Here is a 24,431-nt window from a genome sequence, read left to right as displayed (position 1 = left end):
CAAATAGTGGCAAGGCGCCATTATTGTCGTGAAAAGGATGAAGGTTGGCCATTGATGCCGATCAAGCCACCTTCTGCCCCCGACTTATCGGCCGACGAGCCGCATTCTTGAGAGCTGGTTCAAATTTCCGGCAGGTCGAAAAACCGCCGCGCGCAGGCCGTGGTGTGGGCGGCGACCTGCTCGGCGCTTTCGCCCCGGTGCAGGGCAACGCAGGCCAGGACTTCCTGCAGGTAGGCCGGCTGGTTGCGCCCGCTCTTGGGCTTCGGACGCAGAGTGCGCGGCAGCAGGTAGGGCGCGTCGCTTTCCAGCATCAGCCGACCTTGGGGAATCTCCTGCACCAGTTCCTGCAGGTGGGTGCCACGGCGCTCGTCGCAGATCCAGCCGGTGATGCCGATGTGCAGGTCGAGGTCGAGGTAGGAATAGAGGGTGCGGCGCTCGCCGGTGAAACAGTGCACCACGGCGGCAGGCAACTGGTCGCGAAAGCCCTTGAGGATCGCCAGCAGGCGCTCGCCGGCATCGCGCTCGTGGATGAACACCGGCAATTGCAGCTCCACGGCCAGGCCCAGCTGTTCTTCGAAGGCCTTCTCCTGCTGCGGGCGCGGCGAGAAGTCGCGATTGAAGTCCAGGCCGCACTCGCCGACCGCCTTCACCCGCTCTTCCGCCAGCAGAGCGCGCAGCGCCCTGGCGCTCTCGCCGTTCCACTGACTTGCCTCATGGGGATGGACGCCAGCGGTGCTGTAGAGTCGCCGCTCGCGGTCGAGCTGGTGGCACAGCTGCAGGGCCTGTTCGCTGTCCTCCAGGCTGGTGCCGGTGAGCACCATCTGCACCACGCCGGCATCCAGTGCGCGGGCGAGCACTGCTTCACGTTCCGGCACGAAGCTCGGGTGGGTGAGGTTGACGCCGATGTCGATCAGTTGCATTTTTCTTCCTTTTGTCCGGAAGCGCAGCATAGCAAATGCCGACTTACGGGCGAAAAATCATATAAAACAGCAGGTTGCGGATTGTTCCGAAAATCTATCGGAAGTTTCGGGTTGGTAATGAGCCCCTCCTGTGAGAATCTTGCGCGCCCTTGGCGGCCGGGAACTTCCGGCTGAAACCGCACTCGAATCGGCCCCGTCGCCGAGTGCGAGACCCCGGAGAGCTGGATGACCCGACTGCTGCTGATACTGCTGTGCCTGGTGGCCCTGACGCCACTGCCGGCGGCCGCGCGTCTGACCACCCAGCCGGAAAGCTGGGAACAGGACAGCAGCGACAGCCACGATCTGGCCGCGATTCGCTCCGGCGGCACCCTGCGGGTGCTGGTCAACCAGAGCCGCAACAGCTCCGGCGAGATCAAGGGCGAACCCATCGGCGTCGAATACCGCCGCCTGCGCGCCTTCGAGCAGTACCTCAACGACAGCGCCGGCGGGCGCAAGCCGCTCACCATCAAGTTCATTCCCAAGGCCAAGGACCAGCTGCTCGGCGCCCTGCAGCGCGGCGAAGGCGATCTGGTCGCGCCCGGGGAAGTCCTGCTGGCCCGCGACGGGCAGAACGTCAGCCCCAGCCTGCCGTGGAAGGCCGACGTGCCGCTGGTGCTGGTAACCAAGCAGGGCAACCGCAAGTTCGTCCGCCTGGAACAGCTCGCCGGGCGCACCATCACCCTGCCGGCCGGCAGCGCCGCGGGCGAGGCGGTGCGCAAGGTCAACGAGCGCCTGGCGCAGAAGCGCATGGCGCCGCTGGTGCTGGAGTGGACCGATACCTCCCTGGCCGTGGAAGACGTGCTGGAGATGGTCCAGGCCGGCATCTTCAATTACACCGTGGTCGAGCAGCCGATTGCCGAGCGCTGGGCCAAGGTCTTCACCAAGCTGCGCGTGGACCGCCATCTGGTGCTGGATAACAGCGAGCCGATGAGCTGGTACGTGCGCCGCGACGCGCCGATGCTGCGCGCCAGCGTCAATCGTTTCCTCAAGGATTACCGCGCGCCGGCCGACCAGGATGCGGCATTCCAGCGTCTCTACCGGCGCGCCTACCAGGTGCGCAACCCGCTGGTGGTGCCTGACCGCAAGCGCCTGGAAGCGGTGCGGCCGACCCTGCAGCATTATGGCGAGCAGGCCAACGTCGACTGGCTGGCCCTGGCCGCCGTGGCGTTCAAGGAATCCAACCTCGATGCCGGCGCGCGCGGCGCCGGCGGTGCCACCGGGCTGATGCAGATCACCCCGGCAGCGGCCCGCGCCGTCGGCGTGGACACCGTGCATCACAAGGAAAGCAACGTGCAGGCCGCCAGCCGCTACATGGCCATGCTGCGCAAGCGTTTCTTCTCCAGCCCGCGCATCAACGAACGCGATCGCATGGCGTTCGTCCTCGCTGCCTACAACGCCGGTCCCGAGCGGGTGCAAAGCCTGCGTGCGGAGGCCAAGCGCCAGGGTCTGAACCCCAACCAGTGGTTCTTCCAGGTCGAACGGGTGGCGGCCGAGCAGTTGGGTATGGGCGTGGTGAACTACGTCAGCAGCGTCAACAAGTACTATCTTGCCTATCAGCGGGAACGTGATGGCCTGGAGCCACGTGAGCGCGTGGCGGTGATCAAGAAGTAATTCAATTATTCGATAGATATAAGCGCGATTTTGCGCTTTTGATATCGGAAAAACTGGATATATTGGTCGCCAAGCAACCGCGGTTGCCATCCACTTCCTACGCAACCCTGTCATCCAACAAGGACGCACCATGAACTCGCTGATCAAATCCATCCTGACCACCAACGCCGGCGCCGGTATCGCTGTCCTGCGCATCACCACCGGTCTGACCTTCATGGCCCACGGCTCGCAGAAACTCTTCGGCGCCTTCGGTGGCCCGGGTCTGCAGGGCATGGCCGGCTGGCTGGAATCCCTCGGCGTGACTCCCGGCTACCTGATGGCCACCCTCGCCGGCAGCGCCGAGTTCTTCGGCGGCCTGGCCCTGGTGCTCGGCCTGCTGGTACGCCTGGCGAGCATCCCGCTGATCGTCGCCATGCTGGTTGCGGTATTCAGCGTGCACCTGGCCAACGGCTTCTTCATCACCGAGAACGGCTTCGAATACGCCTTCACGCTGATCATGATCAGCGTGGCACTGCTGATCAGCGGCGCCGGCCCGTTCTCCCTGGACCGCAAGCTGTCCAGCTGATCGCCGATCTCCAGCCATGAAAAAGCCGGGCAATTGCCCGGCTTTTTTGGGTTTGGCTTTTCGTAGGAGCGAGCTTGCTCGCGAGCAGGGCTCGCCGGGAGCATCGAGGTGGGGAAGGTTCGCGAGCAAGTCCGCTCCTGCCTGCATTCCGCATCAATGGAACAGGTGCTGCACTCCCGCGTTGATCAAGCCGCCACCCACCAGCAGGAAGACGAACAGCCCGGCGCCCAGCAGCAGCGGCCTGGGGCCTTCCTTGCGCAGGTCACCCAGGCGGGTGGCCAGGCCCAGGGCGGCCATGGCCATGCCGAGCATCACGTCGTCCAGTTGCTGCAGCGGCGCCAGCCAGCTTTCCGGTACCCAGCCCAGCGAGCGCAGGCCGGTCACCAGCATGAAGAACACGGCAAAGCCGGGAATGTGCAGCTTGCGGCGGGCGCCTGGTTCGGCGGCTCCGGCACAGCCGACGCGACCGAGGATCAGCAGGGCCGGCGCCAGCAGCAGGACGCGCAGCATCTTGCTGATCAGCGCGGCGTCGGCGGCGGCCGGGTCCATGGCGCGGCCGGCGGCGACGACTTGGGCGACTTCGTGGATGGTCGAGCCGGTGAAAATGCCGAAGGCCTGTTCGCTGCCGAACAGGTTGGGCAGCGCGGCGTAGATCAGCGGGTGCAGCAGCATCGCCAGGGTGCCGAAGAGCACCACGGTAGCAACTGCGACGGCGGTGTGCTCGGCGCGTGCCTTGAGTACCGGGCTGCTCGCCATTACCGCCGCGGCGCCGCAGATGGCGCTGCCGGCGCCGATCAGCAAAGCGCTCTCGCGCGGCAACTTGAGCCAGCGCTCGCCGATCCACCAGGCCACGGTCAGGGTGCTGGCGACCATCAGCACGTCGATGATCAGTGCGGCCGGGCCGAGGGCGGCGATGTCCTGGAAGGTCAGGCGCAGGCCGTAGAGCACCACGCCCAGGCGCAGCAGTTGCTGGCGCGACAGGTCGATGCCGGGGCGGATGCTGCCGAAACGGGCCAGGCCGAGGTTGCCGGCCAGCAGGCCGATGAGGATCGCCAGGGTCAGGCTGCCCAGCCCCAGGTGCTGCAGGGCGGGAATCTCCATGAGCTGGCGGGAGCCGAAGGCGATGGCCAGGCAGAGCAGGGCGCCGGGGAGGTAGTAGGGCAGGCGGCGAAGGGCGTTCATGGAGGGCTCCTTGTGTAAGGTGCAACCATGGTGCCGCTCGCTCGCTTAGTGTAAAAACGGATTGTTCTTATTGGGTTGACCGGTTTTATCGATATGGCCCCGCGCATCACCCTTCGCCAACTGGCGACCTTCACCGCCATCGCCGAACTGGGCAACGTGACCCAGGCGGCGGCGCGTATCGCTCTCTCACAATCCGCCGCCAGCCAGGCGCTGCAGGAGCTGGAGCGTACCCTCGGCACGCGCCTGTTCGACCGCAGCGGCAAGCGTCTGGCGCTGAACGACAACGGCCGTGCTTTCTATCCCAAGGCCAGTGCGTTGCTGGCGCAGAGCGCCGAGCTGGAGAGCCTGTTCGAGTCGGCGCCAGTGCAACTGAGCCTCGGGGCCAGCCGCAGCATCGGCGGCTACCTGCTGCCGCAGGTGATGTCCGGCTTTCTCGCCGAATTGCCTGAGAGCCGCCTGGAACTTCATGTGGCCAATAGTGGCGGGGTGATCGAGGCGCTGGCGGAGTTTCGCCTGGACGTGGCCTTCATCGAGGCGCCGATCCAGCATCCGCAGATCCAGCTCACGCCCTGGATGGCCGATGAGCTGCTGCTGGTGGTGGCGCCGGACCATCCCCTGGCGCTGGCCGAGCGCGTCACCTTGCAAGACCTCGCCGCGGCGCGCTGGGTGCTGCGCGAGTCGGGGTCGGGAACGCGGGTGACGTTCGAGCAGCAGGTCCTGCCGCGCCTGGGCAGCGTCAACGCGCCGCTGGAAGTGAGCAACGCCGAGGCGATCAAGCATCTGGTGGGCAGCGGCTTCGGCATCGGCTGCCTGTCGCAGCGCGTGGTGCAGGCAGAGTTGGCGCGGGGTGAACTGGTGCGCCTGGACAACCCGCTGGGGCCGCTGCGGCGTACCTTCTTCCGCGCGCTGCACATCGACAAGTACCCCACGGCCGGCCTGCGCCGCTTCCTCGATTACGCCCAGGGCTGGGCGGAGCGTTCAGGCGTTCGCTAGCGGCCATTCGCCGATGGCGCGGTAGCGCACGCCGGTGGGGCTGTTCTCCGAGCTGAACAGGGTGACGGCCTGGGCCGGCAGCAGGAAGGAAGCGCTGGCGGTCGGTGTGTGGTGCGCGTGGCGGGCAAGGGTGATGTGCGGATGGAACGGGCGATGTTCCACTTCGAAACCACCCGCACGCAGTGCCTCGCGCAGGGCGTGGACAAGCTCGTGGAGGGCGGCCGGCACGCTGCTGGGCGCCAGGTGCAGGATGCCGTTGCTCCAGCGGGCGATGTGGTCCAGTTCCAGGTTGAAGCCCTGGCGCGGCAGGCTTTCGCCGATGGCGCGCAGTTCCGCCTTGCGCCCGCGCGGCACGGCGCCGAGGAAGGCCAGGGTCAGGTGCAGGTTGGCCTGGGCGACGGGCTGGCCGTCGAGGTGCAGGCCGTCGCGCCAGGTGCAGATTTGCGCCGCCAGTTGCGCCGGGCAGGGCAGGGCGAAGAACAGCCGCAGAGGTGGGGTGGTCATCGACTGAAGTCTCCTTGACAGCGTTGCCGGGGCTTCTCTAGGATGCCGCACAGCGCCGATTTAAGTAGCAACTTGCGGGGCGCGGATGCAGCGATGGCTGACATCGAAATACCGCTAAAGCGCTGGTTCGGTGTGCCTCTCGCCGCGTCCAGCAGGACCCCTGAGGCGGAGACGTGACACCATGACCTGTCCCAACCCGCATGTGCGCCTGGCCCCGATCACCACCGGCCTGGTGCGGCGCAATCCGAAGATTCTCCTGGGCGGCAATCACCAGCCCACCCTCGTCCGTTACCTCGATGGCTGGCCCAAGCGCTGGAACGGCTCGCGCACCTTCCTGATCCAGTTCGCCGAAACCTTCGCCGACCTTGCCCGCTTCCCGTCCGACAGCTTCGATTTCGCCGTGGTGCAGTCGCCGCTGGCCGAGCAGCTGGAGGCCGCCGTTCACGAGCTGACCCGTGTCGCTCGGCAGGGTTTGATCACCCGGCGTCCTCAGCCGCTCTGATCCTGTAGGAGCGAGCTTGCTCGCGAACGGATTCACCGGCAGCTCCGGCGCTGGGCGGGTTCGCGAGCAAGCTCGCTCCTACGCGCATATGCCTCAGGGATACTCGATCTCTACCACGAACCACATCTTCTCTCCCGATGGGCTGCGCACCATCACCTCGGCGTCCAGCTCCTTGCCCACCAGTGCGCGGGCCAGGGGCGAGTCGATGCTGATGTGGTTGTTGCGCAGGTCCAGCTCGTCCGGGCCGACGATGCGGTAGCGGGCCTGTTCGCCGTCCTCGTCCTCCAGGGTGACCCAGGCGCCGAAGTAGACCTTGTTCGGATCGGCCGGACGCTCGCTGACCACCTTGCAGTTCTCCAGGCGCTTGCGCAGGAAGCGCACGCGGCTGTCGATCTCACGCAGCATCTTCTTGCCGTAGGTGTACTCGGCGTTCTCCGAGCGGTCGCCCTGCGCCGCAGCCTCGCTGACCGACTGGGTCACCTGCGGTCGGCGCACGTTCCACAGTTCATGCAGTTCGGCGCGCAGGCGCGCTTCGCCTTCAGGGGTGATCAGTGGAGTTCCGGCGGGGCGGGGCGGGCGATAACGGCTCATGGCGTCCAGTGCGGCGAGAGTGATCGGCGCAGTCTACCCGATCAGCTCTCGCGCAGCAGGCGCAACGGGCTCACGCTGAGCGCGCGGCGCGTGCCCAGCAGGCCGGCGCCGCCCACCAGCAGCGCGCCCAGCAGCGGCAACACCAGCAGCCAGGGGTGCGGGCTCCACGGCAGGTCGAACACCAGCCGGTAGAGCAGGTAGCTGATCAGCTCGCAGCCCAGCGCCGCCAGCAGGCCGCTGACCGCGCCGAGCAGGGCGAACTCGCTGCGTCGTGTGCGCATCAGCAGGCTGCGTTCGGCGCCCAGCGCGCGCAGTAGCGCACCCTGGCGCAGGCGCTCATCAAGGGTTGCCTGCAGGCCGGCGAACAGCACCACGAAGCCGGCGGCGAGGACGAACACCAGCACGTACTCCACCGCCAGGGTCACCTGGTCGAGGATGCTGCGCAACTGCGCCAATAGCGCGTCCACCGGCAGCAACGTGACGGTGGGGTAGGCGCGCGCCAGTTCGATCAGCTGGCGTTCCTGGCTGGCCGGCAGGTAGAAGCTGGTCAGGTAGGTCACCGGCAGATCGGTGAGGGTGCCGGGTTCGAAGACCATGAAGAAGTTCGGCTGGAAGTTGTCCCACTTCACCGAGCGCAGGCTGCGGATCTGCGCCTCGCGGGTCTGCCCGGCGACGGTGAAGCTGAGGTGGTCGCCGACCTTCAGGCCGAGGTTGCCGGCGAGTTTTTCCTCCACCGAGACGCCCGGCAGCTCGCTGTTCTCCCCAGCTTTCCACCAGTCGCCGGCGACTATCTGGTTGCCCGCCGGCAGGCGCGCGGACCACGTCAGGCCGAGGTCGCGATGCAGGGCGCGCTCGCTGCGCACATCTTCCTTCAGTGTCTGCACGGGCTTGCCGTTCACCGCCACCAGGCGGCCAGGAACCATCGGGTAAAGATCTTCGGCGTTGGGCGACAGCGCCTTCACCTTCTGCTCGAAGCCGTCTTTTTCGGCGGGCAGGATATTCAGCGCGAAGTGGTTCGGTGCATTGGCTGGCAACTGCGAATGCCAGGTGTCGAGCAGTTCGCCGCGCAGCAGGGCGATCAGCGCCATGGCCAGCAGGATCAGGCCGAAGGCCAGGCTCTGCCCGGCGGCGGCCAGCGGGTAGCGCAGCAACTGCCCCAGGCCCAGGCGCCACGGCAGGCTGGCGCCCTGCAGCGCGCTGCGCAGGCCGCGCAGGGCGAGCAGCAGGATGAAACCGAGAATCACCGCGGCAATCGCGCCCCCGCCGAGCAGGGCGAGGGTGAGTTTCAGGTCGAGGCTGAGCCGCCACATGATCAGGCCGAGGGCGAGCAGGGCGCAGCCGTAAGCGGCCCAGGTGCGCATCGGCACCGGCAGCAGGTCGCTTCGCAGCACCCGCAGCGGCGGCACGCGACCGAGGGCGGCCAGTGGGGGCAGGGCGAGGCCGGCGAGGGCGACCAGTCCGGTGGCCATGCCGGCCAGCGCAGGGACTATGCCGGCTTCGGGAATCTCCGGTGGCAGCAGGTTGCCCAGCAGGTGCATCAGGCCCAGTTGTGCGAGCCAGCCGAGGAATGCGCCGCAGACGCTGGCGACCAGCCCCAGCACGAACAGTTGGCTGCCATACAGCAGCAGCGCTTCGCGGCGCGACAGACCCAGGCAGCGCAGCAGCGCGCTGGCGTCGAAGCGGCGAGTGGCGAAGCGGTTGGCCGACAGCGCCACCGCCACGCCGGCCAGCAGCACGGCGGCGAGGCTGGCAAGGTTCAGGTAGCGCTCGGCGCGGCCCAGGGCGTCGCCGATCTGCCGGTTGCCGTGGTGCGCATCCTGCAGCTCCTGGTTGGCAGCGAGGTTGCCCTGGGTTGCCTGCCGGTAGGTCTGCAGCGCGTCGTGGGCGCCGCCCCAGAGATCGCGATAACGCACCCGGCTGCCGGGCTGCACCACGCCGGTGGCGTCCAGGTCGTGCAGGCTCATCATCACCCGTGGGGTCAGGCTGTAGAAGTCGCCGGCGCGGTCCGGTTCATAGGTCAGCACGCGGGCGATGCGCAGCGACTTGCGGCCGATATCGACGCTGTCGCCGATCTTCAGGTCCAGGCTCGCCAGCAGCCGCGACTCGACCCAGATATCCCCCGGCGCCGGACGGCCGCCTTCGACTTCCGGCTGCAGGGGCGCGGGTGCGCTCTTGAGTTCGCCGCGCAGGGGATAGCTGTCGCCGACGGCCTTCACGCTGCTCAGCTGGATGCCATTGTCGGTGGCAACCACGCTGGAGAACTCGACACTCTGCGCGTGCTGCAGGCCGAGCTTGAGGCCGCGATCGATCTGTTCCGGCTGCGCCGGTTGGGTACCGGTGAGGACCAGGTCGGCACCGAGGAATTCGGCGGCGCGTACCAGCATGGCGCCGTTGAGTCGCGCGCTGAAATAGCCGATGGCGGAGCTAGCAGCCACCGCCACCAGCAGGGCGAAGAACAGCACCCGCAGTTCGCCGCTGCGACCTTCGCGCCACAGCTGGCGCAGGGACAGGCGGAACAGGTTGGGCAGCGACAGTGGCTTCATCGGCTCTCGTCCGTCAGGGTTCGACGTGGTCGATCAGGTGGCCGCTTTCCAGGCGGATGTGGCGCTGGCAGCGGTGCGCCAGGCGCTCGTCGTGGGTGACCAGGACGAGGGTGGTGCCGCGCTCGCGGTTCAGCTCGAAGAGCAGGTCGCTGATGCGTTCGCCGGTGTGGGTGTCGAGGTTGCCGGTGGGTTCGTCGGCGAACAGCACGTCCGGTTCGGCGGCAAACGCACGGGCGATGGCGACCCGCTGCTGTTCGCCGCCGGAGAGCTGGCGCGGGTAGTGGGTCAGGCGCTGGCCGAGGCCGACCCGCTCGAGCAGCTCGCGGGCGCGCTGCCCGGCGTCCTTGCGGCCATCCAGCTCCAGCGGCAGCATGACGTTCTCCAGCGCATTGAGGCTGTCGAGCAGTTGAAAGGACTGGAAGACGAAGCCGACGTGGGCGGCGCGCACGCGGGCGCGCTGGTCTTCATCGAGGCTGCCCAGGGTGTGGCCGAGCAGGACGATCTCGCCGTCGCTGGGCAGGTCCAGCCCGGCGAGCAGGCCCAGCAGGGTGGACTTGCCCGAGCCGGAACTGCCGACGATGGCGAGGCTGTCGCCGCGGGCGAGGTCCAGGGAGAGGTCGTGGAGGATGGTCAGCTTGCCTTCCGCGCTGGAAACAACCTTGCTAAGGTTCCGCGCGGTGAGAATGCTTTCGCTCATGGAGAATCCGATGCGTGCATGGCTAATGGGCGGCTGCCTGGCGTTGCTTCTGATCACGCAGCAGGCCGCGGCGCAGACGCTGTTGGTCGTCGGCGATAGTATCAGCGCCGGTTTGGGACTGGATACCAGCCAGGGTTGGGTCAGCCTGCTGGACAAGCGTCTGCAGGAGCAGGGTTTCGACTACCGGGTGGTGAATGCGTCGATCTCCGGCGACACCACGGCGGGAGGCCTGGCGCGGCTGCCGGCGCTGCTTTCGGAGCAGAAGCCGAAGCTGGTGGTGATCGAATTGGGCGGCAACGATGGCCTGCGCGGAATGGCGCCGGCGCAATTGCAACAGAATCTTAATGCGATGGCCCAGCAGTCGCAGCAGGCCGGGGCCAGGGTCATCCTGCTGGGCATGCGCCTGCCACCCAATTACGGTCAGCGCTACACCGATGCTTTCGCCAAGGTCTACGGCAGCGTGGCGAGCGAGCAGAAGATCCCGCTGGTACCGTTCTTCCTCGAAGGGGTAGGCGGTGTGCCGGGCATGATGCAGGCCGATGGCATCCATCCGGCGGTCGGGGCTCAGCCCAGGCTGCTCGACAACGTCTGGCCGACGCTCAAGCCGCTGCTTTGATCAGCAGCGACTACGATAATCCACAGAACTTGGGCTTCCCCGCGCACGGCCTTTCCGCTATGTTTGCGCACCCTTCTGGAACCCCCTATGCCGCGCCCCGCCTGGACCCTCTTCGCCTACCAGCTGATCGAGCCTGACGAGCAGCTGGATCTGTTCGCCTGCCGCGAGGTCCGGGTGCATCTGGTCGCGCGCCAGCTGGAGCTGGGTACCCCGGCCGATCGCACGCTGTGCGGCAGCCTGCTGCCGGCGCAGCCGCTGTGGCGCGGGGCGGAAAAGCCGCTGCTGCGCGACCGGCGCATCTGCGCCGCCTGCCTGAAACAACTGGATCAGGAAAAGCACGGCGCACGGAGCTCCTGGCTCGTCTGATATCTCCCAGTGACGGGATTGGCAATGGTAAACTGTTCACCCTTTGCCCATTGCCCTCGTCAAGGATCTCCGGATGTTGTCGCGCGTCATTGCCGCCTGCTCGCTGTCCCTCGCCGCGCTGCTCTCGGCCGGCCCCGTTTCCGCCATTGAATTGCCGCTGCCTGCGCCGGGCGACGATATCGTCGGCCAGGTCCAGGTGATCAAGGCCAAGTACGAAGACACCTTCGCCGACCTGGGCGAGAAGTACGGCCTGGGTTACTCCGAGATGATCGCTGCCAACCCGGGCGTCGATGCCTGGCTGCCGGGCGTGGGCACCGAAGTCATCATCCCGACCCGTTTCGTCCTGCCGGCCGGCCCCCGCGAAGGCGTGGTGATCAACCTCGCCGAGTACCGCCTGTACTACTTCCCCAAGGACAAGAACGTCGTCTACACCTACGCCCTGGGTATCGGTCGCGAAGGCTGGGGCTCGCCGGTGGGCAGCACCAGCGTGATCGCCAAGACCAAGGACCCGGCCTGGTACCCGCCGGCGTCGATCCGCGCCGAGCACGCCGCCGACGGCGACCCGCTGCCCTCCGTGGTGCCGCCGGGTCCGGACAACCCGCTGGGTCCGTACAAGATGAGCCTGGGCTTCCACGGCTACCTGATCCACGGTTCGAACAAGAAGTTCGGCATCGGCACCCGCACCAGCCACGGCTGCTTCCGCATGTACAACTGGGACGTGACCCAGCTGTTCTCGATGATTCCGGTGGGCACCAAGGTGCGCATCATCAACGAGCCCTACAAGTTTGGCCGCAGCGAGGGCAAGATCTACCTCGAGGCCCACGCGCCGATCGACGACAACGGCAACCCGTCGGTGGTCGACAAGCACACCGCCGTGATCAACGCCCTGCTCAAGCGCGAAGACATCGCCAACCAGATGCAGATGGACTGGAACGTGGTGCGTGAAGTGGTGGCTGCCGAAGACGGCCTGCCGGTCGCCATCGCCCAGCCCCAGCAAGTGCCCCAGGGCGGTTCGGTGGCGGCCACCGTCGACCAGGACGCCATGCCGCTGCAGTAAGCTGTAGCCGCAACGCGAAAGCCCGCCGACCGTCACCGGTCGAGCGGGCTTTTTCTTGCCCGCGGCTTTCCTGCGGGCATAAAAAAACCGACCCCGAAGGGTCGGCTTTTTGAACAGATCCGAAGATCTATTACTTGCGGCTGGCTTTGTCCAGCATACGCAGGGCGCGCTCGTTAGCCTCGTCAGCGGTCTGCTGGGCTTTCTGAGCGGCGGCCAGAGCTTCGTCAGCCTTGCGATAGGCTTCATCGGCACGGGCTTGAGCGCGGGCAGCGGCGTCTTCAGTAGCGGTCAGACGTGCTTCGGTTTCTTTCGAGTGGCTGCTGCAACCGGTGGCCAGAACAGCAGCCAGAGCCAGAGCAGAGAATTTCAGAACGTTGTTCATCGTGTTCCCCTTAAGGTGGACATTTCCATTAAAAGCAATCTCCCATCACTGGGAAATTAGCCGGACTACATAGTACCCATTACTTGTAGTAAGTAAACTGACCAAGCGCAAGTACGGCACTTTTTTTTCATGTTAGTGCCACTCTTAGCAGTTGTCCGAGGCCGATTTGGGCAAAAACTGTCCAATCTGGCAAAGCTGTGTGGCCTGCGGGTGTCAGACGGAACCTGCGGCGTATTACAGGCTTCGGAACCAAGCTGTCAGATGACTGTCGTCAATGATCGAACAACTGTTTAATCGCCATTGTGCATTTGTCCAACTGGCAACTTGCAAGAAGGTCGCAACAGGTGAAGAAAGTGTGAACGCAGAAAACGAAAAAGCCCGGCTAATTGCTTAGCCGGGCTTTTTCATGAATCTGGCGGTGAGGGAGGGATTCGAACCCTCGATACGATTTCTCGTATACACACTTTCCAGGCGTGCTCCTTCAACCGCTCGGACACCTCACCAGATTTCTCGACAGCGCTGTGTCTGTCGAGGCGCGCACTTTACTCAAAGGTTTCCTCCTTGGCAAATCTTTTTTGAAAATTTTTTCCAACGGATTCATCGGCTTAAGGATGATGCGTCGGTCGCAGGTAGACTGGCGCCTTCTGAGACACGCTCTGCTAGATAGGGAAGCGCATGGCCAGCTGGGACATCTTCTGCAGCGTAGTCGACAACTATGGGGATATCGGCGTCACCTGGCGGCTGGCTCGCCAGCTGGCGGGCGAGCATCGGCAACCGGTGCGCCTGTGGGTCGACGACCTTGCCGCGTTCGTGCGCATCTGCCCCTCGGCCAATGGCGCGGTGACGTCGCAGCAGCAAGCCGGCGTGGAAGTCCGCCTGTGGCCGAAGCCCTGGCAGCACACCGAGGCGGCGGATGTGGTGATCGAAGCCTTCGCCTGCGAGATGCCGCCTGTCTATATAGAGGCGATGAGTCAGAGGCCGAAGCCTTCCCTGTGGTTGAACCTGGAGTACCTCAGCGCCGAGAGCTGGGTGGAGTCCTGCCACGCCCTGCCGTCGCTGCAGGCCGGCGGTCTGCAGAAATACTTCTATTTCCCCGGCTTCACCGCCGCCACGGGCGGCCTGCTGCGCGAGGGCGATCTGCTGGCCCGGCGCGATGCCTTCCAGGCCGATCCGGCCGCCAGCCTTGGGTTCCTGGAAAGCCTGGGGGTATACCCGCAGCCTCATGAGCGCCGCATCTCCCTGTTCGCTTATGAGAATGCCGCGCTGGGCAACTGGCTGGATGCGCTCTGCGCAAGCAGCACCGCCACTCTGTTGCTGGTGCCGGAAGGCAGGGTGCTGGCCGATGTCGAGCATTGGGCGGGACAGGCGCTGGAGGCAGGGCAGCCCTACCAGAAGGATGCCCTGCGTTTGCAGGTGCTGCCGTTCGTGCGACAGGAGGACTACGACCTGCTGCTCTGGAGTTGCGACTTCAATGCGGTACGCGGCGAGGATTCCTTCGTGCGGGCGCAATGGGCGGGGCGGCCTTTCGTCTGGCACATCTATCAGCAGGACGAGGAGGTCCACCTGGAGAAGCTGGAGGCTTTCCTGGGTCTGTTCAGTGAGGGGATGAACGAATCGCTGCGGGGGGATCTGCTGGCATTCTGGATGGCCTGGAACGGCCGGGGGGACGCGGGCCAAGCCTGGCAGCGACTGGAAAGCCGGTTGCCGGAGTGGGCCGCGTGGATTGGCAATTGGCAGCGGCGCCTGAGCGAACAAACCGATCTTGCCGCGGGGCTGGTGCGTTTTTATACAAATTGGCTATGATATGGCCCCTGATTTTTGTCTCCAATCCAATCGGATAATCGTATGAAAACCGCACAAGAGTTCCGCGCTGGCCAGGTTGCCAACATCAACGGCACCCCCTGGGTAATCCAGAAAGCCGAGTTCAACAAATCCGGCCGTAACTCTGCGGTCGTCAAGATGAAGCTGAAGAACCTGCTGACCGGCGCCGGCACCGAGACCGTGTTCAAGGCCGACGACAAGCTGGAGCCGATCATCCTCGATCGCAAGGAAGTGACCTACTCCTACTTCGCGGACCCGCTGTATGTCTTCATGGACACCGAGTTCAACCAGTACGAGATCGAGAAGGGCGACCTGGAAGGCGTGCTGACCTTCATCGAAGACGGCATGACCGACGTCTGCGAAGCGGTCTTCTACAACGAGAAAGTCATCTCCGTTGAACTGCCGACCACCATCGTTCGCGAAATCGTCTACACCGAGCCGTCTGTCCGTGGCGACACCTCCGGTAAAGTGATGAAGACCGCTCGCCTGAAGAACGGTGCTGAAGTCCAGGTTTCCGCCTTCTGCGAAATCGGCGACTCGATCGAGATCGATACCCGCACCGGCGAGTACAAGTCCCGCGTCAAGGCCTGAGCCTGACCCGCGACAGAAAAAAGCCCGGCTGATGCCGGGCTTTTTCGTTTCTGCCGTTCGGGCACTCAGCGCCTCAGACGCTGACGTTCAGGCGCACCTCGATATTGCCGCGGGTGGCGTTGGAGTAGGGGCAGACCTGGTGGGCCTTGGCGACCAGCTCCTCGGCTTCGGCCTGGTCCAGGCCCGGCAGGTTGATGTTCAGTTCCACTTCCAGGCCGAAGCCGCCGGGGATCTGGCCGATGCCGACCTTGCCGGTGATCGAGGCGTCCGCCGGAATCTGCTTCTTGCTCTGGCTGGCGACGAACTTGATGGCACCGATGAAGCAGGCCGAGTAGCCGGCGGCGAACAGTTGTTCCGGGTTGGTGGCCTCGCCGCCCGCACCGCCCAGTTCGCGCGGGGTGCTCAGTTTCACATCGAGGATGCCGTCGGAGGAGATGGCGCGGCCATCACGGCCTCCGGTGGCGGTAGCGGTGGCGGTGTAGAGGGCTTTGATGGTTTGCATGGCGGTTCTCCAATATCGAGTGGCGGTGTCTGTCGGTAAGCGTTTGGCTGCTTAATATCTTGTGCGCTAAGCAGTTCGTGAGATGAAAGTTAGTTCGATTTAATTTAGTTCGCAAGATAATTATTGGAAGATTTCTGTCTAAAGAACCTGTCGTGTTGGCATAAGCCCCGGATTACGGGGCTTGCAGGTGCTCGCGCAGGTCCACCAGCTCCCCCTGGAGGCGCTGCAGACTGTCCAACGTTAGACCGCTGGTGGCCAGGATGCAGGCCGGAATGCTTTCCGCCTGTCGGCGCAGCTCGCGGCCCTTGTCTGTCAGGCGCAGCTGCACGACGCGCTCGTCGGCCTGGCTGCGGGTGCGGGTGATCAGGCCCTCGGCTTCCAGGCGCTTGAGCAGGGGAGTCAGCGAGCCGGGGTCGGTGAGCATGCGCGAGCTGATCTCGCCCACGGTGATGCCGTCTTCTTCCCACAGCACCAGCATGGCGATGTACTGCGGGTAGGTGAGCCCCAGCTCCTGCAGCAGCGGTTTGTAGACCTTGGTCATCTGCAGGGAGGTGGAGTAGAGGGCGAAGCACAGCTGGTTATCCAGCTTGAGGGCTTCGCAGGGCGCGTCTGGCTTGGCCATGGCGGTCTCCGGGAGTGAGGGCAGCGAAGAGCTGATTGCGCATTAATTTAGCGCGATGGTTAATTCCTGAACAGCGCTTGTTCCAGGGCGGCATCCCAGGGTGGCGGGAAGCCGAAGCGCTGTTGCAGGAAGGCCAGCAAACGTTCGCTGCGTGGATGCGTGCCGCGTTCCAGGCGCAGGGCGTGGATGACCCCGGGCTCCGGCTCCGGCAGGCCGCTCTCGCAGAACAGCGGCAGCAATTGGCCGCTGATCAGGTATTCGCTGCACAGCCAGGTGGGCAGGTGCGCCAGTCCGATGCCTTGCAATGCGCCTTCCACCAGGGTTTCCGCGTTGTTGGCGGTCATCCGCAACCGGCGTGGTCGCAGGTGCTGCAGCTTGCCGTCGATCAGGAAGCGCCACGCCAGCGGCGGCGCCAGGCCCTCCCAGTCGAGGCCGATGTGCTCGGGCAGCTCCAGCGGCGAGGCGGGTTTGCCGTGCTGCTGCAGGTAGGTCGGACTGGCGCAGACGACCCGCCGCATCGGCGCCAGGCGGGTGGCCACCAGGCGGCTATCGGGCAGGGTGCCGATGCGCAGCACCAGATCGACCTGGCCGAGGTTTTCCCCGCGGGTGTCGGTGAAGCTGTCGATCAGCCGCAGTTGCACGTCGAGACCCGGATTGGCGGTGAGGAAATCCGCCAGCGCCGGAGCGAGATGGCGACGGCCGAAGGGCACGGGGGCGTCGATGCGGATCAGGCCTTCCGGCGCCGTGCTCAGGGACACCGCTTCGGCCCGCGCCTGGCGCAGTTCACCAACGATCCGCCGGGCCCGCTCGGCAAAGGCCAGGCCCGCCGGGGTGGCGCGCACGTTGTGGGTACTGCGTACCAGCAGGGTCGAGCCCAGGCTCTGCTCCAATGCATCCATGCGCCGCGCCACGGCGGAGGGCGTGAGCTGACGCAGGCGGGCCGCAGCGGAGAAGCTGCCGTGGTCGAGGACGTCGAGGAACAGGTCGAGCGGGTCTTCGAGGCTGGAAGGGGTCATGATCTGCGTTGGCTTTGCGTAAATAGCATAGCCATTGTGCTGCGCTTTGCGTTTCCCATCCAGCCACGGTTTTCTAGCATGGGCGCTTCGTTGTGGAGGTGCGTATGTGGGATCTGCTCGTGGACTTTCTGCTCGGTGTCGTGCTTGGCAGCCTCGGTGGGCTGTTCGGCATCGGCGGCGGGCTGCTGGCGATTCCGGCGCTGGGCGTGCTGTTCGGCCTGGACCAGCAACTGGCCCAGGGCACCGCGCTGGTGATGGTGGTGCCCAACGTGCTGCTGGCGATCTGGCGTTACCACCAGCGCAACCGCATCGATTTCGCCCAGGCTGGCGTGCTCGCCTTCACCGGCCTGGTCTGCGCCTTCTTCGCTTCGAGCATCGCGGTGAATCTGGATGCGCGCAGCATGCGCACGGCTTTCGTGGTCTTCCTGGTGCTGCTGGCGCTCTACCTGCTGGTACGCCTGTTTCAGCGGATGCCTCAGGGCGGCAGCACGCCGCGTTACGGTCTGCCGTGGATGGGCGTGCTGGGGCTGGGAGCCGGTTCGCTGGGCGGGCTGTTCGGCGTGGGCGGCGGGGTTTTGGCGACGCCCGTGCTGACTTCGGTCTTCGGCCTGACCCAGGTGATCGCCCAGGGCCTCGCGCTGGCCCTGGCGGCGCCCAGCACGGGCGTGGCGCTGGCGACCTATGCGGTGCACGGCCATGTGGACTGGCGCATGGGCAGCGCCCTGGCGCTGGGCGGGCTGGTGAGCATTTCCTGGGGCGTGCGCCTGGCCCATGCGCTGCCCGAGCGCCAGCTGCGCATGGCTTTCAGCGCTTTCCTGATCGTCTGCGCGGCTCTGCTGGCGGTGCGCTGAGGCTGCCTAGGTGCGGAAGCCTTCGACGATGTATTCGGCCAGCTTGTCGGTCACCGGCGTCATCTTCTGCCCGCGCAGCAGCACGATGCTGGCGTTGGGCAGCAGCGGCAGGCCGTCTTCCTCGCCGAGGATGCGCAGGTTGCCGGTGAGCAGGCTGCGCAGTTGCGCGGTCACCGCCAGCCCGGCGTTGGCCACGGCGAACAGCGCCGACAGGCTCGGGCTGCTGTACGCGATGCGGTAGTCCACTTCCATTGCCTCCAGTGCATTGCAGGCCCAGGCGCGGCAGAAGCAGGCGGTGTTGAACATCGCCAGCGGCAACGGACGCTGGTCCTGCGGGCAGAAGCTCTCGGCGGCCATCCAGACGAAGTCTTCCTGGCGCAGCAACTGGCCGATCTCGGTGCCCGGCTCGCGGGTGACGATGGACAGGTCCAGGTCGTTGCGCATCAGCAGCTGCGCGGAGGAGTCGCAATGCACCTCCACCTGCACCAGCGGGTAGGCCTCGGCGAAGCGCGAGAGGATGCTGGGCAGGAAGCGCATCACGTAGTCGTCCGGCGTGCCGATCTTCACCGAGCCGACCATGTGCGGCTGGCGGAAGGTGTTGAACACCTCGCCCTGCAGCCGCAGGATGCGCCGCGCATAGCCCAGCAGGATCTGCCCTTCGGGCGTCAGGCGTACCTGGCGGCCGTCGCGCTCGAACAGGCTGCGCTCGAGCACGTCTTCTTCCAGGCGTTTCATCTGCATGCTCACCGCCGACTGGGTGCGGTTGACCATCTCGGCGGCGCGGGTGAAGCCGCCGTGGTCGGCGATGGCGACGAAGGTGCGCAGCAGTTCGCTGTCGATGCTGGGGAAGCTGCTCATTCATCAATCTCCGAGATGGGTCGCATAAGAATGATTCGTTGGATTGATCTTAGCGCTGGCGAGAGACTGGTTCCAACCCCACAGGGAGGGAAGCATGATGAAAGGTCAATTCGGTTTCGTAGCAGCGTCCTACCATGTCCACAAAGTCCACGGCGAACCGCTGTGGAAGCGTGCCCTGCAACATGTCATGCACTGGCACGAACTGGCCCGCCAGCGCCGTGAGCTGGCGACCATGAGCGACGAGGCGCTCAAGGATATCGGCCTGAGCCGCGCGGATATCCAGCAGGAAGTCGAGCGCCCGTTCTGGGCGGACCTTATCCGCCGTTGAGCCGCCGGGCGGCGCGGACCCTCGCCGTGCCGCCCGCTTTCATAAGAGAAGAAACATGACAAGGAAGCCCATGTCCGTGAATTACCACCTCGCCCAGGTCAATATCGCCAAGGCCCGTGCCCCGCTGGATCACCCGCTGATGAAGGGGTTCGTCGACCAGCTCGATCACATCAACGCCCTCGCCGAGCGCAGCCGCGGCTTCGTCTGGCGCCTGCAGACCGAGGAGGGCGACGCCACCTCCATCCGCGTCTTCGACGACCCGCTGATCATCGTCAACCTGTCGGTGTGGGAGTCGGTGGAGGCGCTCAAGGACTACGTCTACGCCGGCGAACACCTGCAGGTGCTGCGCAGCAAGCGCGACTGGATGGAGCGCCTGCCGTCGCCGAGCCTGGCGCTGTGGTGGCTGCCGGCGGGTGAACTGCCGGACGTGGCCATGGCCCGTGAACGCCTGGAGCGTCTGCGGCTGGACGGCCCGTCGCCGGAGGTCTTCACCTTCGCCCGACCCTTCCCGATGCCCGAACGGCTCGGCGAACCTGCCTGATGCAGTCAGGCGCGGCGATTGGCGTTAGGCTCTAGGGCTCGCCCAGCCCTGGAGGCCACGATGTCGACCGTCGAATCCCTGTCCCTCAAGCAGGCCCGCCGCCTCGCCCTGGCCGCCCAGGGCTTCACCCTGCGCAAGCCGGGTGGCGAGGTGCAGCGCCGGCATGTGCGCAGCCTGCTGGAGCGCCTGGGCGTGCTGCAGATCGACTCGGTGAATGCGCTGGTGCGCTCGCACTACCTGCCGCTGTTCTCGCGCCTGGGCAACTACTCGCCGACCCTGCTGGAGGAGGCTGCCTGGAGCGGCGGTCGGCATCGCCGGCTGTTCGAATACTGGGGCCACGAGGCGTCCCTGCTGCCGCTGCAGCTCTACCCACTGATGCGCTGGCGCATGCGCCGCGCTGCTGAGGGGCGCGGCATCTACCAGCAACTGGCGCGCTTCGGTCGCGAGCAGCAGGTGGTGATCCAGCGCGTGCTGAGTGCTGTGCGTGAACAAGGCGCGCTGGGTGCCGGCAGCCTGACCACCCGCGAAGAGCGCGCCGGCCCCTGGTGGGATTGGAGTGACGAGAAGCATGCGCTGGAATGGCTGTTCGCGGCGGGCGAGGTGACGGTCGCCGGGCGGCGCGGCTTCGAGCGCCTATACGATTTGCCGGAGCGGGTCCTGCCCGCCGACCTGCTGCAGCATCCCGAACTGGACGAAGCCGAGGCACAGCGCCAGTTGCTGCTGCATTCGGCGCAAGCGCTGGGCGTGGCCACCGAGAAGGACCTGCGTGATTACTTCCGCCTGGAGCCCGCTGACAGCAAGGCAAGGCTGGCCGAACTGGTGGAGGCGGGTGAGCTGTTGCCGGTGCAGGTCCAGGGCTGGCAGGCGCCGGCCTATTGCCTGGCGGAGCCGGTGATTCCGCGCAAGGTCCGCGCCAGCGCCTTGCTCTCGCCCTTCGATTCGCTGGTCTGGGAGCGCGCCCGCACCGAGCGGCTGTTCGACTTCCGCTATCGCCTGGAGATCTACACGCCGCAGCACAAGCGCATCTACGGCTACTACGTGCTGCCCTTCCTGTTCGACGAGCGCCTGGCGGCGCGGGTCGACCTGCGTTCGGATCGTGCCTCCGGCAGGCTGGTGGTGCACGCCGTCCACGAAGAGGAAAGGGGCTTGGGCGAGGAGGGACAAGCTGCGCTGGCTCGTCATCTGGGCGAGATGGCGCGCTGGCTGGGCCTGGAGCGGGTGGCGGTGAATTGCCGGCGGCCGTCCGGTGAGCGCTTGCAGGGGCTGTTGGCGCAGGCCTGAAAGAAAACGGGCCTCTGAAGAGGCCCGTTCCGTCGTCACTTGCCGCTGGCGATGCGCTGGCGGATATGCGCCGCGCGATCGGCGGAGCCCGGGTGCGAGTCGAACATGCTGCTCTCTTCGCCACCGCTGAGCTTGGCCAGCTTGTCGAAGGCGCTGGCCAGACCGTCGAGCTGGATACCGCGTTTCTTCAGCAGGTCGAAGGAGTAGTCGTCGGCTGCCGATTCCTGCGACTGGGAGAACTGCGCGTTGATCAGCGCCTCACCGATTTCGCCCAGCTGCGACTGCGACAGCGCGGCGACCGTGCTGTTGCCGGCGGCCGAGGCAGCGGTGCGCGCTGCGGCAGCGGCGTAGGCGGTCTGCGTGGCTTTCTTGATGTGGCCCAGGGCGACGTGGCCGATCTCGTGGCCGAGCACGCCTTCCACCTCGTTGTCGGTCATCAGGTCCATCAGGCCGGAATAAACGCGCACGCAACCGTTGGCCATGGCGAAGGCGTTGATGTCGTCGGTGACGTAGACCTTGTAGTTGACCGTGGTGCCGCTGAGCGGGTTGCCCAGGGCGGCGGCGATCTTGTCCAGGCGCTTGGTGTAGGGGCTGGAAGCCGGAGCGATCTGCGCGGCGGCGTCCTGCTTGGCGCACGCCTCGTCGGCGACCTGCTTGATCTCGGCGTCGCTCAGGGTGGCGGCCTTCATGGCCATCATGCCGGACTGCACGAGGCTGTCGGTGTTCATGTTCTGGCAGCCGGAGAGTGCGGCGCTGGCGCCGATGAGCAGGGCGAGGAGGGAGCGGTGCAGTGACATCGAGTCTTCCTTGGTTGACGGATTTCCATGGCGCGGCGGCTGCCGCGCGGGGCGCCACTCTAGGTAGACACCCCGGCACCGTCAATCAACGGAAGTGGTTTTAGGAATGGCCTGAGACTCGCGTCAGATTCAGCGACGCACCTGTTTCAGCGTTTCCGCAATGAGGAAGGCCAGCTCCAGCGACTGGTCGGCGTTCAGGCGCGGGTCGCAGTGGGTGTGGTAGCGATCGCTCAAGCCATCCTCGGTGATCGGTCGTGCGCCGCCGATGCACTCGGTGACGTTCTGCCCGGTCATCTCGATGTGGATGCCGCCGGCATGGCTGCCCTCGGCCTGGTGCACCTCGAAGAACTGCCGGACCTCGGCGAGGATGCGCGCGAAGTCGCGGGTCTTGTAGCCGCTGGAGGCCTTGATGGTGTTGCCGTGCATGGGGTCGGAACTCCACAGCACCTGCTTGCCTTCGCGCTGCACGGTCTGGATCAGCCGCGGCAGGCCGTCGCCGACCTTGTCCGCGCCCATGCGCACGATGAGGTTGAGGCGGCCGGGGTCGTTGTCCGGGTTGAGGATGTCGATCAGGCGGATCAGTTCCTCGCTGTCCATGCTCGGGCCGACCTTGACGCCGATGGGATTGCCGACGCCGCGCAGCATTTCCACGTGGGCGCCGTCGAGCTGGCGGGTGCGGTCGCCGATCCACAGCATGTGCGCCGAGCAGTCGTACCAGTCGCCGGTGAGGCTGTCGCGGCGGATGAAGGCCTCTTCATAGTTCAGCAGCAGCGCCTCGTGGGCGGTGAAGAAGCTGGTCTCGCGCAACTGCGGCGCCGTGTCCAGGCCGCAGGCACGCATGAAGGCGAGTGTCTCGTCGATACGGTCGGCCAGTTGCTGGTAACGCTCGGACAACGCCGAGTTGGCGATGAAGTCGAGGTTCCACTGGTGCACCTGGTGCAGGTCGGCAAAGCCGCCGCCGGCGAAGGCGCGCAGCAGGTTCAGCGAGGCGGTGGACTGGTGGTAGGCCTGCAGCAGGCGCTCCGGGTCCGGCACGCGGCTCTTCTCGTCGAAGCCGATGCCGTTGACGATGTCGCCGCGATACGCCGGCAGGGTCACGCCGGCGATGGTTTCCTCGCCGGAGGAGCGCGGCTTGGCGAACTGCCCGGCCATGCGTCCGACCTTCACCACCGGGCAGCCGGCGGCGAAGGTCATCACCACGGCCATCTGCAACAGCACCTTGAAGGTGTCGCGGATCTTCGCCGCGGAGAACTCGGCGAAGCTCTCGGCGCAGTCGCCGCCCTGCAGCAGGAAGGCGCGCCCGGCAGTGACCTCGGCGAACTGTCGGCGCAGCTCACGGGCCTCGCCGGCGAACACCAGCGGTGGGAAGCTCGCCAGGGTGCGCTCGACTTCGCTCACGCGGTGGGCGTCGGGGTAGGCGGGCTGTTGCTGGATCGGCTTGCTTCTCCAGCTGTCGGGACTCCAGGGCAGGCTCATCGGCGGCTCTTTGCGGCTAGGGGCGGTAATCGGCCCATGGTATCAGCTCGGCCTTTGCCCCGCGCGGCGCCGGGTGGGGAAGGGGCGGACATCCTTGTCCAGGGGGAACGCTGGGAAACGATCAGCCGCCTGCGCAGCACGCGCGAGCGAACTGATGGCGTAATTGCGCCGGGGTAGGGTGTCGATGGGCTGCATCGTGAGGAGCGTTGCGCTGGTGCATGCTCGGTTGTGCCTCTTGGGCTGTTATTCTTGCGCCTTTGCCGACCTGGCGGTCGTGGCTGGCCGTCTTGATGCGAAGGATTATTGCGTGCGCGAGCCCCTGTATTTCAATGGCAATCCGTGCCGTTCGCCGCTCCCGGCGGAGCGCACGGTCATGGTCGCTGCCGCCCGGAGCCGGTCATGAGCGAGGAACTGCTGAACGAAGAGCCGCTCCACGAAGAGCTGCTGATCGTCGAGGAGCGCGATGACTTCGGGGTGATCCGCGTTGTGGAAAGCGGCGCCTATCGCTACCTGGAATTTGGCGATGAGGTCGAGCAGAGCTGCGTGCTGATGGACGATCCGAGCTGGCTGGAATACGACTATTCCCGCGCCATGCTGGTCGGCGCGCTGTGTCACTCGCGTCCGCGCCGCGCGCTGTTCCTCGGCTTCGGCGCCGGTAGCCTGACCCAGGCCTGCCTGAAGTACCTGCCGCTGGACGAGGTGGAAGCCATCGAGCTGCGCCCGTCGATTCCGCGCCTGGCTCGCGAGCACCTCGGGCTGGTGGCGGATGAGCGCCTCAACCTGCGCATCGGCGACGCGGTGCAGGAGCTGGCCGAGTGCGAGCCGGCGGACCTGATCTTCCTCGACCTCTACACCGATACCGGGCCGGCGCCGGCGCACATCGCCTGGGACTTCCTCGGTACCTGCCGCGAGCGCCTGCGCCCCGGCGGCTGGCTGGTGATCAACCAGTGGAGCACCGACGATGGCCGTCCGCTGGGCGCGGCGCTGCTGCGCGGGCGCTTCCACCGGCACTACTGGGAATGCCCGGTGCCGGAGGGCAACGTGATCGTCTTCGTGCCCGCCAAGCTGGACCAGGAGCTGAACCTGCGCGGCCTGAAGAAGCGCGTCGGTGCGCTGGAGCCGCAGCTGGGCTACTCGCTGAAGACCTACATCGAGTCGCTGCGCCCGGCCCAGTGACCG

Annotated in this window: 27 protein-coding genes and 1 tRNA gene; 14 read left to right on the top strand and 14 right to left on the bottom strand. The window is 66.1% G+C overall.

The genetic code is table 11. The features are described from left to right. Window positions 1-119: 119 nt before the first annotated feature. The gene (locus tag HNP46_RS06050; RefSeq protein ID WP_184586789.1) at window positions 120-920 is read right to left on the bottom strand and encodes a TatD family hydrolase; all 801 of its coding nucleotides are present in this window, start codon (window positions 918-920) and stop codon (window positions 120-122) included. A 225-nt stretch (window positions 921-1,145) separates the two neighbouring features. On the opposite strand from HNP46_RS06050, the gene HNP46_RS06045 reads away from it, so the two are divergent. Both HNP46_RS06045 and HNP46_RS06040 read left to right on the top strand, forming a co-directional pair. After that, complete coding sequence (locus HNP46_RS06045) at window positions 1,146-2,570, top strand: transglycosylase SLT domain-containing protein (RefSeq protein ID WP_184586787.1); 1,425 nt, start codon at window positions 1,146-1,148, stop codon at window positions 2,568-2,570. 130 nt (window positions 2,571-2,700) lie between these two features. Next, window positions 2,701-3,135: a DoxX family protein gene (locus HNP46_RS06040; protein WP_184586785.1), complete on the top strand. Its 435-nt coding sequence runs from the start codon at window positions 2,701-2,703 to the stop codon at window positions 3,133-3,135. Between the two features lie 153 nt (window positions 3,136-3,288). Here the strand turns inward: HNP46_RS06040 and HNP46_RS06035 are convergent, their stop codons facing one another. Further along, a complete protein-coding gene (locus tag HNP46_RS06035; RefSeq protein ID WP_184586783.1) occupies window positions 3,289-4,317 on the bottom strand; it encodes a YeiH family protein in 1,029 nt (342 codons plus the stop codon). Window positions 4,318-4,410: 93 nt separating this feature from the next. Here HNP46_RS06035 and HNP46_RS06030 point away from each other — a divergent pair, with 93 nt between their 5' ends. Then, window positions 4,411-5,310 (top strand): LysR family transcriptional regulator, encoded by a 900-nt coding sequence (locus tag HNP46_RS06030; protein WP_184586781.1) that lies wholly within the window; start codon window positions 4,411-4,413, stop codon window positions 5,308-5,310. Here HNP46_RS06030 and thpR read toward each other — a convergent pair. Next, window positions 5,296-5,814: an RNA 2',3'-cyclic phosphodiesterase gene (gene thpR, locus HNP46_RS06025; RefSeq protein WP_184586779.1), complete on the bottom strand. Its 519-nt coding sequence runs from the start codon at window positions 5,812-5,814 to the stop codon at window positions 5,296-5,298. The genes HNP46_RS06030 and thpR overlap by 15 nt on opposite strands. 181 nt (window positions 5,815-5,995) lie before the next feature. Between thpR and HNP46_RS06020 the strand changes: the two genes are divergently transcribed. After that, window positions 5,996-6,316 (top strand): hypothetical protein, encoded by a 321-nt coding sequence (locus HNP46_RS06020; RefSeq protein WP_184586777.1) that lies wholly within the window; start codon window positions 5,996-5,998, stop codon window positions 6,314-6,316. A gap of 93 nt (window positions 6,317-6,409) precedes the next feature. Here HNP46_RS06020 and greB read toward each other — a convergent pair whose 3' ends face one another. Genes greB through HNP46_RS06005 form a run of 3 tightly spaced genes read right to left on the bottom strand, consistent with a single transcriptional unit; the run spans window position 6,410 to window position 10,147 of the window. Beyond that, the gene (gene greB / locus HNP46_RS06015) at window positions 6,410-6,907 is read right to left on the bottom strand and encodes a transcription elongation factor GreB (RefSeq protein ID WP_017517009.1); all 498 of its coding nucleotides are present in this window, start codon (window positions 6,905-6,907) and stop codon (window positions 6,410-6,412) included. A gap of 41 nt (window positions 6,908-6,948) precedes the next feature. Then, entirely contained in the window at window positions 6,949-9,450 is a 2,502-nt protein-coding gene (locus HNP46_RS06010; protein WP_184586776.1) for an ABC transporter permease, read from the bottom strand. Window positions 9,451-9,463: 13 nt separating this feature from the next. Continuing rightward, the gene (locus HNP46_RS06005) at window positions 9,464-10,147 is read right to left on the bottom strand and encodes an ABC transporter ATP-binding protein (RefSeq protein ID WP_184586774.1); all 684 of its coding nucleotides are present in this window, start codon (window positions 10,145-10,147) and stop codon (window positions 9,464-9,466) included. Between the two features lie 10 nt (window positions 10,148-10,157). Here HNP46_RS06005 and HNP46_RS06000 point away from each other — a divergent pair, with 10 nt between their 5' ends. From HNP46_RS06000 to HNP46_RS05990, 3 genes are all read left to right on the top strand, one after another. Further along, window positions 10,158-10,763: an arylesterase gene (locus tag HNP46_RS06000; RefSeq protein WP_184586772.1), complete on the top strand. Its 606-nt coding sequence runs from the start codon at window positions 10,158-10,160 to the stop codon at window positions 10,761-10,763. 87 nt (window positions 10,764-10,850) lie between these two features. Next, window positions 10,851-11,129, top strand: a complete 279-nt coding sequence (locus HNP46_RS05995) for a hypothetical protein (protein WP_184586771.1) — start codon at window positions 10,851-10,853, stop codon at window positions 11,127-11,129. 73 nt (window positions 11,130-11,202) lie between these two features. Next, the gene (locus tag HNP46_RS05990) at window positions 11,203-12,186 is read left to right on the top strand and encodes a L,D-transpeptidase family protein (protein WP_184586769.1); all 984 of its coding nucleotides are present in this window, start codon (window positions 11,203-11,205) and stop codon (window positions 12,184-12,186) included. 130 nt (window positions 12,187-12,316) lie between these two features. Here HNP46_RS05990 and oprI read toward each other — a convergent pair whose 3' ends face one another. Beyond that, window positions 12,317-12,568, bottom strand: coding sequence for an outer membrane lipoprotei OprI (gene oprI, locus HNP46_RS05985; RefSeq protein WP_017517003.1), 252 nt, complete (start codon window positions 12,566-12,568; stop codon window positions 12,317-12,319). A 413-nt stretch (window positions 12,569-12,981) separates the two neighbouring features. Next, window positions 12,982-13,071, bottom strand: a tRNA-Ser gene (locus HNP46_RS05980). Between the two features lie 172 nt (window positions 13,072-13,243). Between HNP46_RS05980 and earP the strand changes: the two genes are divergently transcribed. Continuing rightward, entirely contained in the window at window positions 13,244-14,371 is a 1,128-nt protein-coding gene (earP, locus tag HNP46_RS05975; protein ID WP_184586767.1) for an elongation factor P maturation arginine rhamnosyltransferase EarP, read from the top strand. 42 nt (window positions 14,372-14,413) lie between these two features. Continuing rightward, window positions 14,414-14,980, top strand: coding sequence for an elongation factor P (efp, locus tag HNP46_RS05970; RefSeq protein ID WP_138521874.1), 567 nt, complete (start codon window positions 14,414-14,416; stop codon window positions 14,978-14,980). Window positions 14,981-15,053: 73 nt separating this feature from the next. Here efp and HNP46_RS05965 read toward each other — a convergent pair whose 3' ends face one another. The 3 genes from HNP46_RS05965 to HNP46_RS05955 form a co-directional block, all read right to left on the bottom strand. After that, a complete protein-coding gene (locus HNP46_RS05965; protein WP_184586766.1) occupies window positions 15,054-15,482 on the bottom strand; it encodes an organic hydroperoxide resistance protein in 429 nt (142 codons plus the stop codon). Between the two features lie 172 nt (window positions 15,483-15,654). Further along, window positions 15,655-16,104: a MarR family winged helix-turn-helix transcriptional regulator gene (locus tag HNP46_RS05960; protein ID WP_184586764.1), complete on the bottom strand. Its 450-nt coding sequence runs from the start codon at window positions 16,102-16,104 to the stop codon at window positions 15,655-15,657. Between the two features lie 59 nt (window positions 16,105-16,163). Then, window positions 16,164-17,120 (bottom strand): LysR family transcriptional regulator, encoded by a 957-nt coding sequence (locus HNP46_RS05955; protein WP_184586762.1) that lies wholly within the window; start codon window positions 17,118-17,120, stop codon window positions 16,164-16,166. A 104-nt stretch (window positions 17,121-17,224) separates the two neighbouring features. On the opposite strand from HNP46_RS05955, the gene HNP46_RS05950 reads away from it, so the two are divergent. Next, on the top strand, window positions 17,225-17,971 hold the full coding sequence (locus tag HNP46_RS05950; protein ID WP_184586760.1) for a sulfite exporter TauE/SafE family protein: 747 nt from the start codon (window positions 17,225-17,227) through the stop codon (window positions 17,969-17,971). Window positions 17,972-17,977: 6 nt separating this feature from the next. Here the strand turns inward: HNP46_RS05950 and HNP46_RS05945 are convergent, their stop codons facing one another. Further along, window positions 17,978-18,829 (bottom strand): LysR family transcriptional regulator, encoded by an 852-nt coding sequence (locus tag HNP46_RS05945; protein ID WP_184586758.1) that lies wholly within the window; start codon window positions 18,827-18,829, stop codon window positions 17,978-17,980. Between the two features lie 94 nt (window positions 18,830-18,923). On the opposite strand from HNP46_RS05945, the gene HNP46_RS05940 reads away from it, so the two are divergent. The 3 genes from HNP46_RS05940 (at window position 18,924) to HNP46_RS05930 (ending at window position 20,979) form a co-directional block, all read left to right on the top strand. Continuing rightward, window positions 18,924-19,157 carry a DUF1127 domain-containing protein gene (locus HNP46_RS05940; RefSeq protein ID WP_409372404.1) on the top strand — a complete coding sequence of 78 codons (234 nt, stop codon included), beginning with the start codon at window positions 18,924-18,926 and terminating at the stop codon, window positions 19,155-19,157. 70 nt (window positions 19,158-19,227) lie between these two features. Further along, window positions 19,228-19,698, top strand: a complete 471-nt coding sequence (locus tag HNP46_RS05935; protein ID WP_184586756.1) for a DUF3291 domain-containing protein — start codon at window positions 19,228-19,230, stop codon at window positions 19,696-19,698. A 60-nt stretch (window positions 19,699-19,758) separates the two neighbouring features. After that, window positions 19,759-20,979: a winged helix-turn-helix domain-containing protein gene (locus tag HNP46_RS05930; RefSeq protein ID WP_184586754.1), complete on the top strand. Its 1,221-nt coding sequence runs from the start codon at window positions 19,759-19,761 to the stop codon at window positions 20,977-20,979. Between the two features lie 35 nt (window positions 20,980-21,014). Here HNP46_RS05930 and HNP46_RS05925 read toward each other — a convergent pair whose 3' ends face one another. Both HNP46_RS05925 and HNP46_RS05920 read right to left on the bottom strand, forming a co-directional pair. Continuing rightward, window positions 21,015-21,776 (bottom strand): M48 family metalloprotease, encoded by a 762-nt coding sequence (locus tag HNP46_RS05925; RefSeq protein WP_184586752.1) that lies wholly within the window; start codon window positions 21,774-21,776, stop codon window positions 21,015-21,017. A gap of 129 nt (window positions 21,777-21,905) precedes the next feature. Continuing rightward, a complete protein-coding gene (locus HNP46_RS05920) occupies window positions 21,906-23,252 on the bottom strand; it encodes a class II 3-deoxy-7-phosphoheptulonate synthase (protein ID WP_184586750.1) in 1,347 nt (448 codons plus the stop codon). Between the two features lie 399 nt (window positions 23,253-23,651). Here HNP46_RS05920 and HNP46_RS05915 point away from each other — a divergent pair, with 399 nt between their 5' ends. Further along, entirely contained in the window at window positions 23,652-24,428 is a 777-nt protein-coding gene (locus HNP46_RS05915; RefSeq protein ID WP_184586748.1) for a spermidine synthase, read from the top strand. Window positions 24,429-24,431 lie beyond the last annotated feature (3 nt).

This window comes from Pseudomonas nitroreducens, assembly GCF_014204515.1.
Taxonomy (GTDB): domain Bacteria; phylum Pseudomonadota; class Gammaproteobacteria; order Pseudomonadales; family Pseudomonadaceae; genus Pseudomonas; species Pseudomonas nitritireducens_A.
Note: the sequence above shows the minus strand (reverse complement) of the source record. Positions and strands in the feature narration are given on the sequence as shown.

What these genes read in the sequence shown, in the direction of transcription:
- HNP46_RS06050 (WP_184586789.1), bottom strand. Translation starts at nt 920, where the DNA reads ATGCAACTGATCGACATCGGCGTCAACCTCACCCACCCGAGCTTCGTG.
- HNP46_RS06045 (WP_184586787.1), top strand. Translation starts at nt 1,146, where the DNA reads ATGACCCGACTGCTGCTGATACTGCTGTGCCTGGTGGCCCTGACGCCA.
- HNP46_RS06040 (WP_184586785.1), top strand. Translation starts at nt 2,701, where the DNA reads ATGAACTCGCTGATCAAATCCATCCTGACCACCAACGCCGGCGCCGGT.
- HNP46_RS06035 (WP_184586783.1), bottom strand. Translation starts at nt 4,317, where the DNA reads ATGAACGCCCTTCGCCGCCTGCCCTACTACCTCCCCGGCGCCCTGCTC.
- HNP46_RS06030 (WP_184586781.1), top strand. Translation starts at nt 4,411, where the DNA reads ATGGCCCCGCGCATCACCCTTCGCCAACTGGCGACCTTCACCGCCATC.
- thpR (WP_184586779.1), bottom strand. Translation starts at nt 5,814, where the DNA reads ATGACCACCCCACCTCTGCGGCTGTTCTTCGCCCTGCCCTGCCCGGCG.
- HNP46_RS06020 (WP_184586777.1), top strand. Translation starts at nt 5,996, where the DNA reads ATGACCTGTCCCAACCCGCATGTGCGCCTGGCCCCGATCACCACCGGC.
- greB (WP_017517009.1), bottom strand. Translation starts at nt 6,907, where the DNA reads ATGAGCCGTTATCGCCCGCCCCGCCCCGCCGGAACTCCACTGATCACC.
- HNP46_RS06010 (WP_184586776.1), bottom strand. Translation starts at nt 9,450, where the DNA reads ATGAAGCCACTGTCGCTGCCCAACCTGTTCCGCCTGTCCCTGCGCCAG.
- HNP46_RS06005 (WP_184586774.1), bottom strand. Translation starts at nt 10,147, where the DNA reads ATGAGCGAAAGCATTCTCACCGCGCGGAACCTTAGCAAGGTTGTTTCC.
- HNP46_RS06000 (WP_184586772.1), top strand. Translation starts at nt 10,158, where the DNA reads ATGCGTGCATGGCTAATGGGCGGCTGCCTGGCGTTGCTTCTGATCACG.
- HNP46_RS05995 (WP_184586771.1), top strand. Translation starts at nt 10,851, where the DNA reads ATGCCGCGCCCCGCCTGGACCCTCTTCGCCTACCAGCTGATCGAGCCT.
- HNP46_RS05990 (WP_184586769.1), top strand. Translation starts at nt 11,203, where the DNA reads ATGTTGTCGCGCGTCATTGCCGCCTGCTCGCTGTCCCTCGCCGCGCTG.
- oprI (WP_017517003.1), bottom strand. Translation starts at nt 12,568, where the DNA reads ATGAACAACGTTCTGAAATTCTCTGCTCTGGCTCTGGCTGCTGTTCTG.
- earP (WP_184586767.1), top strand. Translation starts at nt 13,244, where the DNA reads ATGGCCAGCTGGGACATCTTCTGCAGCGTAGTCGACAACTATGGGGAT.
- efp (WP_138521874.1), top strand. Translation starts at nt 14,414, where the DNA reads ATGAAAACCGCACAAGAGTTCCGCGCTGGCCAGGTTGCCAACATCAAC.
- HNP46_RS05965 (WP_184586766.1), bottom strand. Translation starts at nt 15,482, where the DNA reads ATGCAAACCATCAAAGCCCTCTACACCGCCACCGCTACCGCCACCGGA.
- HNP46_RS05960 (WP_184586764.1), bottom strand. Translation starts at nt 16,104, where the DNA reads ATGGCCAAGCCAGACGCGCCCTGCGAAGCCCTCAAGCTGGATAACCAG.
- HNP46_RS05955 (WP_184586762.1), bottom strand. Translation starts at nt 17,120, where the DNA reads ATGACCCCTTCCAGCCTCGAAGACCCGCTCGACCTGTTCCTCGACGTC.
- HNP46_RS05950 (WP_184586760.1), top strand. Translation starts at nt 17,225, where the DNA reads ATGTGGGATCTGCTCGTGGACTTTCTGCTCGGTGTCGTGCTTGGCAGC.
- HNP46_RS05945 (WP_184586758.1), bottom strand. Translation starts at nt 18,829, where the DNA reads ATGAGCAGCTTCCCCAGCATCGACAGCGAACTGCTGCGCACCTTCGTC.
- HNP46_RS05940 (WP_409372404.1), top strand. Translation starts at nt 18,924, where the DNA reads ATGATGAAAGGTCAATTCGGTTTCGTAGCAGCGTCCTACCATGTCCAC.
- HNP46_RS05935 (WP_184586756.1), top strand. Translation starts at nt 19,228, where the DNA reads ATGTCCGTGAATTACCACCTCGCCCAGGTCAATATCGCCAAGGCCCGT.
- HNP46_RS05930 (WP_184586754.1), top strand. Translation starts at nt 19,759, where the DNA reads ATGTCGACCGTCGAATCCCTGTCCCTCAAGCAGGCCCGCCGCCTCGCC.
- HNP46_RS05925 (WP_184586752.1), bottom strand. Translation starts at nt 21,776, where the DNA reads ATGTCACTGCACCGCTCCCTCCTCGCCCTGCTCATCGGCGCCAGCGCC.
- HNP46_RS05920 (WP_184586750.1), bottom strand. Translation starts at nt 23,252, where the DNA reads ATGAGCCTGCCCTGGAGTCCCGACAGCTGGAGAAGCAAGCCGATCCAG.
- HNP46_RS05915 (WP_184586748.1), top strand. Translation starts at nt 23,652, where the DNA reads ATGAGCGAGGAACTGCTGAACGAAGAGCCGCTCCACGAAGAGCTGCTG.